The organism is Geobacter psychrophilus (assembly GCF_056821595.1).
The window spans coordinates 341,837-354,960 of the sequence record NZ_JBXDTU010000004.1 but is presented as its reverse complement, the minus strand read 5'-3'; the positions used below and the strand labels follow the sequence as shown (position 1 = coordinate 354,960).

Sequence of the window (13,124 nt, the reverse complement as noted above, 5' to 3'; positions counted from 1 at the left end):
ACTAACTGGCTTGAGGTGCTCATGAGGCTGTTTTCCGGTATGTCGCTGGTGGTACTGGTTGTGCTCTACTCCGTTGCAAGCAGTGCCGGCGAACCGGCCAAAGAGCCGATGCTTTCGTTACAGGGGTATACCGGCATCCTCAATACGCCCAGTGCTCATGTCAACAGTGAAGGCAGTATTCACCTGATGATCACTGATCAGCGCGAGTACATGTGGCGTAACGACCAACAGAACCGTCAGGAAAACTACCTCATGTCACTCGGCCTGTTCAGTTTTTTCGAGCTGGGCGGTCGCTTGACTGAGGCGCCTGGCAGGATGCGGGACCTGTCGGCATCGTTCAAGGTGACATCGGCGCCCCTGACCAGGGGACATGCCTACTGGCCAGTCATCGCGGCCGGCATCCAGGATGTCGGGGGTGGCGCCAATCTGCTGCAGTCCCGTTATGTGGTCATCTCCGAGGACCTCTGGCGATTCAGGTTTTCAGCCGGCTACGGATTCAGTTCCGAGCGGATGAAGGGGGGCTTTGGCGGTGTCGAGTTCCAGGTTCATGACTGGGTGACACTGCTGGGTGAGCATGACACCCGAGACACGAACGCCGGTATCCGCCTGGTGACGCCGGAGATCTGGAAAACACCCGTCCAATTGGCCGCCACGTTTAAATCCGCACTTAATCATAATCCGGGAAATATCGATATTGCTATGGGCGTTACATTTCCGCTGGATTTTCGAAAAAGGTCCGGAATCCTGCCGGATACCAGGATTGAAGCGCCTCGGGGCTCGCTTCAAGAGGACCCCGCTGTACTCCCTGCTCAAACAGATCCTTCGCCCGCATCTTCTCGTGCAGCCTCGACTCCACCGGTTACCGCTATTTCGCTTCCCTCCCCGTTGTTTGACAAACCTTCCTCTGCTGATTCAACGAATGCCGTCACTCCTGATAGATCTGCAAATCTTGGCCTGCTGCAGAAGCGCCTTGTTGCAGCCGGTTTTGTCAACGTCCGTGTGGGGCAGCGCATAAGCCGGGAACTGGTTGTTGAATATGAAAACACTGTCTATAACCACAATGAACTGGATGCTCTGGGAGTGGTGGCAGGTATCATCTCGGAGGAGGCCATAGAGCAGTTCGAGGCACTTCGTATTGTCATCGTTCGCAAAGGCATCCGGGTGGCTGTTGTCTCGGCCCCTCTGGCGGATGTGCGTGAATTCATGAAACAGCCGCTGCAAAATTCCCGGAAACTGAAGGACTCCATCGCATTCAGCTATGACACGGGCATTGTTGAGGATACCTATTATTATCCCCAAGAGAGCGGCTTTCAGTTTCCCAATACATCACTGATCCTGGCTCCGGGGTTGCAGACGTTCGTCGGTACCGAATTGGGGGTGTTTGACTACGTGCTGTCGTTCAGGCCGGAAATCCTGTCCAACCTTTGGAAAGGTGCCGTGTTCCAGGCGCGCTGGGACATCCCCCTGATCTGGAGCGCGAATTTTGATGATGGAAATTTTTTTCGTGACCGCAGAACTGATGCCCGCATGGACCGGGCCATGCTCTTCCAGGGAGTCAATCTTGCTCCGGGCCTCATGGCCAATCTTGGCGCCGGTCTGGTACTCCATAATATCTACGGGACGTTGAACGAACTTACCTGGAGTTCGGTTGAAGGCGCACATCGCCTGAGGGGTGTACAGGCCTGGGCCCGCGATCCGGATACCCGTCGCACAATGGATGTGTATCTGGGCTCGTACCGCTATCTCTATGCCCCCCTGGATCTGTCGCTGGAGGCAGTCGGAGGGAGGTTCTGGGGGCAGGACCGCGGATTCAGCCTAGAATTGAAGCGTTTTTTCGCCGATACTGCCGTATCTGCCTATTATAAGAACTCAACAACCGCCGAAGGCAAACATTGGCAGGCGGCCGGTATCCAGTTCGCTTTTCCTCTGACGCCGAGAAAGGACCTGAAGGTAGGGCCGATCCAGGTGCGCGGCAACAATGAATGGTCGTATGCCCAGGAGACAACATTGGCAATCGGCGAACAGAAAACCAATGATGTCCTCACACAGGCGCTTGCGATAAATCCCCAGCCGACACCGGCATTGTCTAGTTCATACTACAATCGCGACCGGCTGAACGCCGGCTACATCAGGCTGCATCTGGAACGCCTCAGGGACGCATGGATGAGGTATCGCACTGTTCCAGTCGGGGTGAGATGAAAATATTTATCGTCAGGAATAGATTGACTTATGATGAGAGTAAGTTATATTTTATCAAAATTTTTAGAGTAATATTATGAGACCATACATATATCTGAATCTAACTACAGGAGGTTGATATGCTTTTTAGATCAAAATTGTTTCGTTATGCAGCATTGATTGTGTTGGCGGGGATGCTGAACGGCTGTGGTGGCGGAGCATCTTCCTCCTCATCCAATTATGTACAGACGGGAAAATCGGTGCAGGGACCGGTAAGCGGTGCACGAATCTTTGCCGACAGGGTTGAGGCAGGCGTTCGATTTGTAGAGGATGGCGGTGAGATAGCTACAACTACTCTTGCTGATGGTAGCTATACCCTGCCTTCGCTCCCCACCTACAGCTATATTGTTGTCTCTAAAGGTGGTACCGATACACTGACTGGTAAGCCTGCACTCCAGATGTTTGCACCTGCCGGAGCCAGAAACATCACCCCGCTGACGACTCTGGTGGCGCTTGATACGACAAATCCTACGCTTGACCCAACTAAGGGGGTTCTGGCAAAACTTAAAGCCCTTCTACCTGCTGGGGTCGAGTACGATACAAATATTGCCGAAAATTCCAGTCCGGCGGTCCTCCTGTTGGTCAAGTCCGTTGAGGCGGCAACAAAATCGCTGTCAGATGCGCTTGTTACCAGCGACACAACACGCAACGCCTATAACCAGACCCTGATCATGCAGGCAATTGCTCAAAACCTGGCGAGCACAGGGACAACTGCAGCAGACATAGCAACTCCGTCCATTCTTACTGCGAAGCTTTCAGCAGCTCTCGATGTTGCTTTGACCAGAATACTATCACAAAACCGCAATGTTATAACGTTTTCCAATCCAGCTGATCAACTGATAGTTGCCGGAAACGTTGCTTCAGGTTCAGTCAACGCCGCATGCGCCTTGCTTGCGATACCGACTTCAAGCGGAGCTCTGCCAACTGCTACCAAACAGCTGGAGTCCTCACTTTTATCTGCCGTCGGTCTGTACAATGCTGCTGTAGCAGGCACGGTGACGGTTATTGTTGGTTCATCCATCACGGTTGTCATTACGCCACCACCATTTAGCCCACCGACGATACCTGTTGTGACCGTGCCTATCTCGGTCATTGTTACCGGAGCGACCGGTTCGACCGGTTCGACCGGAACAGGTACGCAATTCTAACAAACGGCTTAACGGATTTTTTATGAAGATAGGTTGCCTGCAAGAGGTATTGGACCATATTTTTACCCAACTTATGAAGAATTCTCAGGTATACGTACAAAAATCAAACAACGGAGGTGCAGCATGAAAACAAACCCTGTAAGACTGAGAGCCGCATCGCTTGTTTTTGCCTGTGTATTGGCGATAACCGGCATCTCAGGCAGTATCGGTACTGCAGCCGCTGCGGTAAATATCCTGGACTCGACCTATTCACCGGGTGGGAGCTCTGGAGATGGTGTCACAGGTTATGCCCGTGCTACGGGAGACTTGTTCAACAGTGGTCGCGCGGTGGCTGTGCAATCCGACGGCAAGATCCTGGTGGCTGGTGCGTATGACAACGGTTCAGGCGATACTGATGCCGTGGTATTGAGATACAATCCGAATGGAACTCCTGATACCTCATTTAATAACAATGTTAATGGCGCTTTCGGATTTGGAGCTGGTGGAGCGGACAAAATCAACGCGATCGCAATCGATCCTGCTACCGGCAATATCGTTGTAGTCGGAACATATGCCAATCCTAATGGTACTACAGGGAATGACGTCTGGGTAATTCGGCTGACTTCGGCAGGTGTACCGGATACCAGTTTTGGGCCGACGGGCAGAGGTGATTTTGTATATGAAAGTCCCGGCAATGATTCAGGCAATGCAGTTGCTATCGATACAAACGGCCAGATCATTGTGGTTGGAACTCATGACGATCTTAGTGGAAATTCATCCGCCTGGATCATCCGTTTAATGCCTGATGGTTCGGATGTTGACAATACATTTAACTTTGTTGATGCAGACCATTATGGAAGCATCACAGTTACAGGGGAGATTTCTGCGGGTGTTCCTGAGCCGGGTATTCACACCGGTAATGCCGTGGCTCTGGATGCTTCAGGAAATATAGTTGTTACTGGGGAACGCAGCCTGGGGAGTGGGAATAGTGCCATGTGGGTACTGCGGGTAACACCCGCCGGCCAAATCGACACCACCTTCGGTAATGGAGGCGTTGTATCTCTGGGGAGCGGCGGTGCCCATGCCGGCAACGCAGTTGCCATTGATAAAGACAGCGGCACTATCCTGCTGGTGGGCACATATGACTGGTCGAAAAGCACAACATTGTCTTTGTCAAATAAGAAAAAGGATATCTGGGTACAGAGGCTTCTCAGCAATGGTTCCATTGATCCTTCTTTCTATGTAAACGGTCTCACCGGCGGGGCTTCATTTGGCGATAACGGAAATGATACTGGTAATGCTGTGGTCATTCAGCCGGATCATATGATCGTAGTTGTTGGTACCTATGATGCCGATAACGCCAACAGTGCGGTCTGGGTACAGCGCCTTAAAGAAAACGGCCAGCCCAGTGAAACATTTAACAACGGCAGTTCACTCTTTAAATATTCCGGTATTGGCAAGTTTACCGGTAATGCGGTTGCTTTACAACAGGCTGATAATAAGATTGTGGTGGCAGGAACAGGACGTATTGATAACGGTGCTACATCAACTGTTATGAGCCTGCGTGTTGATAATTCTACGAATCTGCTGGCTGTATATACACAAGGCAGTGGAAATGTCTCTGCTACACCTGGCACGTTATTATTTAACAGTTCCCTCAACGCTTTTATTGAAAAATACAGTCCGACCGATGTGGTTACTATTACGGCATCTCCGTTAACTGGCTGGCTGTTTGCCGGTTGGAGCGGCGCTTGCACAGGTACGGGTGTCTGTCAAGTTACTATGGACACTCCCAAGAGCGTTACTGCAACCTTTGAGCAGCCACGACTTACGGTCACCACTACTGGTCTCGGTACCGGTACGGTAACCAGTAGTCCAGCGGGTATTGTCTGTGAAAACGGTTCATCCAATGGCTGCACCAATCTGTTTGTTGCTAATGATCCGGTAACGCTCACTGCTACAGTTCCTTGGTATTCTACTTTTAGTGGTTGGAGTGGCGCATGCACATCGACTGGAAGCTGTATTGTCCCAATGGATCAGCTGCTTACATCAGTCGGAGCCACTTTTGCTTCCAACGATAACGTCAGGCTCAACGGGGCTGCACTCTACTCCAAGCTGCTTGATGCTTACGTCGCTGCAACCGGTTCCACTGCCACCATTGATGCCCAGGTTTTCACATTTCAGGAAAATCTGCAGTTGAACAAGGCCTTAACTGTGTCACTTAACGGCGGTTTAGGCAACGGATTTGCAACCAATCCCGGCGGCAATTTCTCAACCGTAAAGGGCTCCCTGAAGATCAACGCAGGACGTCTGAATGCAAAAAATATCAAGGTCAAGTAGACTATCGGATCCAATTGACTCTTGATGACATCAGCCCCTCCGGAGAAATCCGGTGGGGCTGCTTTTTGTTTTACAGATATTTTTGATTGATCTAGCGGGTACCAAGGAACAGCACAATGATCGATTGGCACAGTCACATACTTCACGGCATCGACGATGGGGCGGTGGATTTGCAGCAATCATTGGCCATGGCTGCATCGCTCGCTGCCGCCGGTTTCACGGAGGTGTACTGCACCCCTCACCAGATCCGCGGGTGTTATGAAACCGGAAACGATGGCGTTCGACGGGGTGTTGCGGAGCTGCAGGAATGTCTGACCAGCAACGGCATTTCTCTGACCTTGCACACTGGCCGAGAATATCTCCTGGATGAATATCTGCTGAACTACCTGGAAGATCCGCTTCCACTGGGAGACAGTCTCCAGATTCTGGTCGAGATTCCGCCGCGCATAACAGCTGATATGGTTCGACAACTGCTGTACGGTGTTGTTCGGTCAGGTTTCAAGCCAGTAATTGCACACCCTGAACGCTGCCATCTCCTGGTGCCGGCAACTCGTCGTGCAGCCGGCAGAGGTCTCTGGAGCACCATTTCAAACCTGATTGCGGGTGGCGAACGAGGCCGACGGAATCAGGAACAAACAGACTCGACCGGCAACTCTCTCCTTGACTATCTGCGCGACCTGGGCTGTTCCTTTCAGGGCAATTTGGGCAGCTTCTGCGGATTCTATGGGCGTCAGGTGCAGTCCGTTGCAGACAAGTTGCATAACAAGGGAATTTACGACCGTTTCGGCAGTGATCTGCATGCACCTGAACAGGCCGGTCGTATCCTCAAGTCACTCCCACCTCATATTGTATAGCCGCTGTTTCCACGATGCTGTTGAGATGTCCAAAGGGTAGTCTTAGTACCCTTTTTGTTTGACTAGCAGCATATCGAAATGTATATTTACCAATCAAATTTTACTATAGGTGTCCTCCATGTTCCGCTTTCACCATATCGCAACCTTGGCACTCCTGACAGGAATGTTTGTTTTAACCTCCTGCGCCGGCCACGAAGACCTCAAGTCCGGCCTGTATAAAACCGTTGTCACTCCCGCATCCCCTATTGTGGAGAAAATCCCTGTCTCGGCCGCCTTGGCACCCTCAGACCCCCAGCCGGCCTCTTTTGACTACCTGGTCGGTATCGGCGACGTGCTCAGTATCAACGTTTACGCTCGTCCGGATCTTTCCACCGGCATCACAACAACCGGCACCGGCGCCATCAAGGGGAGCCGCGTTGACGGCAACGGTAATATTCACCTGTCGCTGATCGGCAGCGTTTCGGCCGCCGGGATGACCGTCAGCCAGATTCGCGAAAAGGTGGAATCCTCTCTACGGAAATACGTACAGGAACCTTCGGTCGTGGTTGAAGTGGCTGAATACCGCAGCAAGCCGATCTACCTGATGGGACAGTTCAAAACACCCGGCGTGTATTACCTGGACCGCCCGATGACCTTTCTGCAGGGCATTACCCTGGGCAACGGTTTTGATGTAACAGCCAATCTGCGCGGGGTCCGACTTCTGCGCGATCAAAAAATTGCCCCGGTTGATGTTTACTCTCTGATCCTGGACGGCCGCATCGAACAGAATGTCTGGCTCAGGCCGGGTGACACGGTCTTCATCCCGGATAACCGCACCCAGAATGTCTTCGTCTTTGGCGCAGTCAACAAACCAGGTCCTTATCCCATGGCCCAGGGGCGCATGAATATCCTGGATGCCATTGCCTCAGCCGACCCGCGTACTGTAGGTCTGGACCTGGAGAACGTCAGGATCATACGTTCCCTGACCACTACCAGCGGCGAATTGCTGGTGGTTGATGTGGAGAAGATCCGTCGTGGCGAGACCCTCCCCATGCAGCTGGTGGAGGGAGACGTGGTCTATATCCCAAAAAACAGATTCGGCACCTGGAACGATATCATTAATGAGATCCTGCCTTCACTGACGGCTGTAAGTACTCTGCTGCAGCCCTTTGTTTCAATCAAGTTCCTAACGCAGAAATAACGGAGATTCGATGAACAACCCTCAGCCTCCTCCTCCGCAGCACCAGATCGAAGAGGTCCACCTCACCGATTATCTCAACGTCATCATGCGCCGCAGGCGCATTTTCCTGTTTTCCTTCATCGCCCTCTTCGTTGGTGTGGCATTGTTCACCTTTATCATGAAGCCGGTCTATGAAGCCGGTGCTACCCTGCATGTCAAGGATGAAAAGGGGGGCAAGGGGGGCATTCTGGGCGATCTGGCCATGCTCAACTCCTCCAATCCGGTTGACGCCGAGATCGAAATTCTTAAATCACGATCCAATGCTGAAGAGGTGGTCAAACGTCTGCATCTGACCTGGGACATCTCCCGCAAGACGAGCGATCTCAATATAACCATTACCGAATTTGCATCGACGTCCCGTGATCCAGAGTACACCATAGAAATGACCGCTCCGGACAGCTTCATCGTCAAATCCGCCGACGGCTCCCCAACCGTTCAGGGCAAAACCGGCCAATTGATACGGACGCCAAATCTGACCCTGTTGCTCAGCGAGATCAAAGGGGGACATTCCGGTGACAGCTTCAGGCTGAAGCAGCGCAACTTCAATAAAACCGTCGTGGCTCTGCGTAAAGTGATCAAGGCCAGCGAGGTTGGCAAGAAGACCAATATCATCAAGGTGACCTACACCAATACCGACCCGGTCCTCGCGCGGGACGTAGTCAACACGCTCGTGCAGGCCTACCTGGACCGGACCCTCTCCTTCAAAACCGAAGAGGCCAGCCGTACCGTAACCTTCGTTGAGGATCAGCTCAAGGGCACTCGTGACGAGTTGGACCAGTCCGAGAAAAACCTGCAGTCATACAAATCAACCAGTGGTGTGGTCAAGCTGGATGCCGAGGCCGAAGAGCTGGTCAAGAAGCTGTCAGAGATCGAGAAGGACCGTGCCTCGGTGACCCTGCAGCGCAAACAGGTTGAATTTGCGCTGGCGGCCCTGCTGGAGGCACGCCGCAAAGGGCAGGTCTACACCCCGGCTGTTTTCCGCGAAGACCCGCTGATCGCCTCCATGGCCACCCGGTTGACTGAACTGGAGGTTCAGAAGCGGGCCCTGCTTTCTGAAAATACCGAGAGCCACCCCCAGGTCAAGGCTGTCCTGAGCCAGATCGACCAGATCCAGAAAAAACTGCAATCCACCTACGAAACATCCAAACTGAATCTGGCTAAGCAGGAAACCTCCATCCTGCAGCAGCTGCAGCAGTACGAAGCCAAGATGCGTACCCTGCCGGCAGCCGAGCGTGATCTGGCCCGCCTGATGCGCCTTTCCAAGGTTAATGCCGACATCTACATGTTCCTGCTGCAGAAGCATGAAGAGGCCCGTATCGCCAAGGCCTCCACCATCAGCAACATCAAGGTTGTTGATCCGGCTATTACGCCTGACCTGCCGGTCAAGCCCCAGAAGAAGAAAAACCTGCTGCTCGGTCTGTTGGTGGGGCTCATGTTCGGGGTCGGGGCGGCCTTTTTCATGGATTATCTGGACGACACCATCAAGGACGAGGAAGAGGCCAAGCGTGCCCTGGGCTGGCCGCTGCTGGCCATGATCCCGGCCATAGAAGGCGACAGTGACAGTGAACAGGCTCCCACCCGCGCCTCGCGCCTGGTTGTGCAGAACAAGCCCAAATCCCCGACGGCCGAGGCGTTTCGCGGTCTGCGGACTGCCATTCACTTCTCTTCGCTCAAGCGTGACACCAAGGTGATCATGATCACCAGCAGCTTCCCGGGCGAAGGAAAATCAACCATTGCCGCCAACCTGGCACTGACTTTTGCCCAGGCCGGCAACCGGGTGATTCTGGTGGATTGCGACCTGCGCCGGCCGTCAATGAACGTTATCTTCGATCATTCCCGAAGTCCGGGTGTCACCGAAGTTTTGGCCGGAGACATATCCGTGGCCGAGGCACTGCACAGTACCGAAATCGAGAACATCAGCCTGCTGACAGCAGGCACCATTCCCCCCAATCCTGCCGAACTGCTCTGTTCCGACAATATGCGCGACCTGCTGACCGGGCTTCGTGAATCCTACGATATTGTTATCATCGATGCCCCGCCGGTCATCCCGGTCACTGATGCCCCTCTGCTGACCGCCTTTACCGATATGGTCGTGGTGGTGCTGGAATCCGGACGCATCCCGGCCAAGGCTGCCCAGCGCATGAAGGAACTGCTCCAGTCAGTGCAGGCTCCGGTGTCCGGTTTTATCCTCAACGACCGTACCGCGCTCTTTTCCGACTCCTACGGCTATTACGGCAAGGGCTATTACGGAAAAGGCTACTATGGTCGTCGCTACTACGGCTATGCCTACTACGGAGCCGACGACCAGGCGGAAGTCAAACCAAAGAAATCATGGTGGCGAAAGCTGCTGAGATGACAAACTTGGTGAACTTTCCCAGAAGGACGCTATTCGTTTGGAGCACATGTCCATGCCACAGCAATCAGTAACACCGTCCAGCAGCCATAATCGAAGGCGTCACAGCGGCTCATGGGTTGAGCGAAGAATTCGCCGTATCCGGGGAAGCAGGCAGGCGCAAAAGCAACTGCACCAAATGCTAATCATCATTTGTGCCGTGTTAATCGCCTTCATTCTTGGTTATTATTTTTTCGGACCGAGTTTCAGTGCTTCGGGAGAATGATGCAACGCTCCGGGCCCGTAGTATCTCGAAGGTTGTTTTGATTTTACATGATCGCTCATTCTGCAGGATTCTCATGATGCCGTCTCAATATGAGACGAATATGTCGGCTTGATACAGTTTTGTGGTATTAATATCCGTATCATGCTGAAGTTACTCGATATCAACATATGATGTTGTTAGGCACGTTTCTTGACATACAGTATGCATTATCAGAAACTCAATTCCGTAAAGAGTGGAGCATACATGAACATTCCTTTGATTCGAATCGTCGCCACACTTCTGCTGACATTGCTAATTTCCCCGCATGCCCAGGCCGCCCCTCCGGAAACGGCACCTGCCTCAAATATCAGCCCAGCTGCCGCTACTTCAGTCCTGGAACATTTTCGTACCTTCTCAGGACAGAAGACGCCTGATGCCCTGCTACGCTTGTTTTCAAACCCCGCCGCAGATACAGTGAAGCAAAAGCCCCAGGTTGCACTCAGTGATGGTCAGACGCATATTGAACTGACATTGAAAATTAAGACAACTGATGCCACGGCACCCAATTTTGCCTGCATTGAAGGGCGCCTGATCACCGTTAAACAGATCGAGGCCGGAGTATGGCAACTGGAACTGTTGCCGGATGCCGGTTCCTGGAAGTCTGCCGTAGTCGTTCAACAAGGGAACGACAGTCAAACTGTGCCGTTGACGGTTGCACCGCCGCTTAGCGGTGATCTCAGTATGAAAGGTTTCATTGCCTACCTGAAAGACATCCAGGCAGATGAAAAACAGCGCATTGACCTGAATAATGACGGAATTCTTGATTACCAGGATGACTATGTACTGGCAGTAAACGTCCTGGTTGCCAGAGATGCATCCCCGCATGATTTGGCCACCAGGAACAAGCGGGCCCGCGAATTGACCCCCGTCCGCCCCAAACCTTGATTATCATTTGAAGGATATCCTGGCATGACTAAAACATTCACAGCTGCAACAGCCCTGTTGTCACTGGTGTTCATTATCGTACTGCCTGGGATGAGCTTTGCCCGGCAGGATTCTGTGCTGCCACCCTCCGGAGAGATCGTGAAGCTGGGGGAAAAGATGTATCGCAATGGCCTGCTCCCTTCCGGCGAAGAAATGCAGGCGGTCATTAAGGGGGATGTCCATGTCCCCGGCTCGGCATTCAGCTGCGTTAGCTGCCATCTGCACAGCGGTATCGGCTCGGTGGAGGGACAGGTTCTTTCCCCCCCGACCAATGGTTTGAAACTTTTTAAGCCGTATTACCAGTACAACCCTGTTATTCCGGATCCGACAAAACCCAGAAAATCCATGATGGACAACCCTGCGGCTAAACCCCTGTATCGCCCTGCCTATACTGATGCAGCACTTGCCGAGGTTATTCGCAGCGGGACCAACCCGACCGGTCGGCAGTTGAACGACATCATGCCCCGCTACCTGATCGATGACCGTGATATGGCAATTCTGATAGCCTACTTGAAGACGCTATCGGCCGAACATTCCCCCGGGGTCTCGAAGCAGGAGATACGTTTTGCAACTGTCATAGCGGGCGATGTCCCGTCCGGGCAGCGCAGCGAAATGTTTGCCATGCTGGATGCGGTCATAGAAGATCATAATCGCAAGGCCAAGCTGAGAAACAAATACCTCAAGTATGGCCCAGACATCAAAGCGGCTGATTTTAACTACCCGATGTTTACGTTATCGCGCTGGGAGTTGACCGGCCCTCCTGCAACCTGGCGGAGCCAGCTGGAGGAGCGCTACCGCAAAGAACCGGTGTTTGCCCTGTTGGGCGGGCTCTCGTCTGCGGGGTGGCAGCCTATCCACGGTTTCAGCGAACAGAATAAAATCCCCTGCCTCCTGCCGGTTACCGACCTGCCGGTAATTTCCGATACGGATTGGTACACCCTCTATTTTTCCAAAGGAGCCTATCAGGAAGGTGAAGCCGCTGCGAGATTCCTGGCGCGCAGCAGCGAAGCGGGTGCCGATCTGCCGCTCCTGCAGATTGTAGATGATACGGACCGTGCCAGGGCCGTGTCGAGCGGATTTCAAAACGCCTGGAAGGACCTAGGCAGACGTGCGCCCGTTACGGTACAGCTTACGCCCGGTGAGACGGTTTCCGCAGCCACTATCCGCAGGCTGTCTGAGAAGGCAGCGCCTGCAGTTATCCTGCTCTGGACTGCGGCAGGTACAGAGTCCGCACTTGCAGAACTCGCCGGACAGATAACGCCACCTGTCAGGGTCCATGTCTCTTCGACACTGCTGAAGCATGATCTCGGCAGGATACCAGAAGCGGCCCGCTCCTTCACCTATGTCAGCTATCCGTACCGCATTGAAGCGGAGAACAGGTTTCACGTCAATACCAGGGCCTGGATGCAGAAGCGGGCTATTCCGGTCAGCAATCTGAGGATATCATCCAGCTTGTTCGCATTGACGAAAGTGTTGCTGGAGCCGTTTCAGGCCGTCAAGCGGGATTTTAACCCGGCAGGCAAGGGAAACGGCCTGGTCATCATGGAAGAGCAGTTTGAAATGATGCTGCATGTCCGACGCAATTACTACCGGGATTATCTCCTTGATGTCATCGGCATGATGGCTGACACCGACAGCATCGATTATGAACGTATCAGCTTCGGTCCCGGCCAGCGCTACGTGTCCAAAGGATGCTACATCGTCCAGCTTGCACCCGGCTTGAAACCTGAACTGATCAGGAAAAGTGACTGGGTAATATTTTAGA

Annotated in this window: 8 protein-coding genes; all 8 read left to right on the top strand. The window is 53.0% G+C overall.

From position 1 onward, the window contains the following. Window positions 1-21 precede the first annotated feature (21 nt). The 8 genes from ACOCF6_RS03845 to ACOCF6_RS03810 all read left to right on the top strand — a co-directional run bounded on the left by ACOCF6_RS03845 (window position 22) and on the right by ACOCF6_RS03810 (window position 13,123). Window positions 22-2,199: a YjbH domain-containing protein gene (locus ACOCF6_RS03845; protein WP_482459067.1), complete on the top strand. Its 2,178-nt coding sequence runs from the start codon at window positions 22-24 to the stop codon at window positions 2,197-2,199. Window positions 2,200-2,318: 119 nt separating this feature from the next. Then, on the top strand, window positions 2,319-3,386 hold the full coding sequence (locus ACOCF6_RS03840; protein WP_482459066.1) for a hypothetical protein: 1,068 nt from the start codon (window positions 2,319-2,321) through the stop codon (window positions 3,384-3,386). 123 nt (window positions 3,387-3,509) lie between these two features. Further along, on the top strand, window positions 3,510-5,705 hold the full coding sequence (locus ACOCF6_RS03835; protein WP_482459065.1) for an InlB B-repeat-containing protein: 2,196 nt from the start codon (window positions 3,510-3,512) through the stop codon (window positions 5,703-5,705). A gap of 116 nt (window positions 5,706-5,821) precedes the next feature. Then, complete coding sequence (locus tag ACOCF6_RS03830; RefSeq protein ID WP_482459064.1) at window positions 5,822-6,559, top strand: CpsB/CapC family capsule biosynthesis tyrosine phosphatase; 738 nt, start codon at window positions 5,822-5,824, stop codon at window positions 6,557-6,559. Between the two features lie 118 nt (window positions 6,560-6,677). Next, a complete protein-coding gene (locus tag ACOCF6_RS03825) occupies window positions 6,678-7,739 on the top strand; it encodes a polysaccharide biosynthesis/export family protein (protein WP_482459063.1) in 1,062 nt (353 codons plus the stop codon). A 10-nt stretch (window positions 7,740-7,749) separates the two neighbouring features. Next, window positions 7,750-10,134, top strand: a complete 2,385-nt coding sequence (locus ACOCF6_RS03820) for a GumC family protein (RefSeq protein ID WP_482459062.1) — start codon at window positions 7,750-7,752, stop codon at window positions 10,132-10,134. A gap of 505 nt (window positions 10,135-10,639) precedes the next feature. Next, window positions 10,640-11,320 (top strand): hypothetical protein, encoded by a 681-nt coding sequence (locus ACOCF6_RS03815; protein ID WP_482459061.1) that lies wholly within the window; start codon window positions 10,640-10,642, stop codon window positions 11,318-11,320. A 24-nt stretch (window positions 11,321-11,344) separates the two neighbouring features. Continuing rightward, window positions 11,345-13,123 carry an ABC transporter substrate-binding protein gene (locus tag ACOCF6_RS03810; RefSeq protein ID WP_482459060.1) on the top strand — a complete coding sequence of 593 codons (1,779 nt, stop codon included), beginning with the start codon at window positions 11,345-11,347 and terminating at the stop codon, window positions 13,121-13,123. The last annotated feature ends 1 nt before the right edge of the window (window position 13,124 follow it).

Bases quoted from the DNA above. Each gene is read 5' to 3' on its own strand.
- ACOCF6_RS03840 (WP_482459066.1), top strand. From the start codon at position 2,319: ATGCTTTTTAGATCAAAATTGTTTCGTTATGCAGCATTGATTGTGTTG.
- ACOCF6_RS03845 (WP_482459067.1), top strand. From the start codon at position 22: ATGAGGCTGTTTTCCGGTATGTCGCTGGTGGTACTGGTTGTGCTCTAC.
- ACOCF6_RS03830 (WP_482459064.1), top strand. From the start codon at position 5,822: ATGATCGATTGGCACAGTCACATACTTCACGGCATCGACGATGGGGCG.
- ACOCF6_RS03815 (WP_482459061.1), top strand. From the start codon at position 10,640: ATGAACATTCCTTTGATTCGAATCGTCGCCACACTTCTGCTGACATTG.
- ACOCF6_RS03810 (WP_482459060.1), top strand. From the start codon at position 11,345: ATGACTAAAACATTCACAGCTGCAACAGCCCTGTTGTCACTGGTGTTC.
- ACOCF6_RS03825 (WP_482459063.1), top strand. From the start codon at position 6,678: ATGTTCCGCTTTCACCATATCGCAACCTTGGCACTCCTGACAGGAATG.
- ACOCF6_RS03835 (WP_482459065.1), top strand. From the start codon at position 3,510: ATGAAAACAAACCCTGTAAGACTGAGAGCCGCATCGCTTGTTTTTGCC.
- ACOCF6_RS03820 (WP_482459062.1), top strand. From the start codon at position 7,750: ATGAACAACCCTCAGCCTCCTCCTCCGCAGCACCAGATCGAAGAGGTC.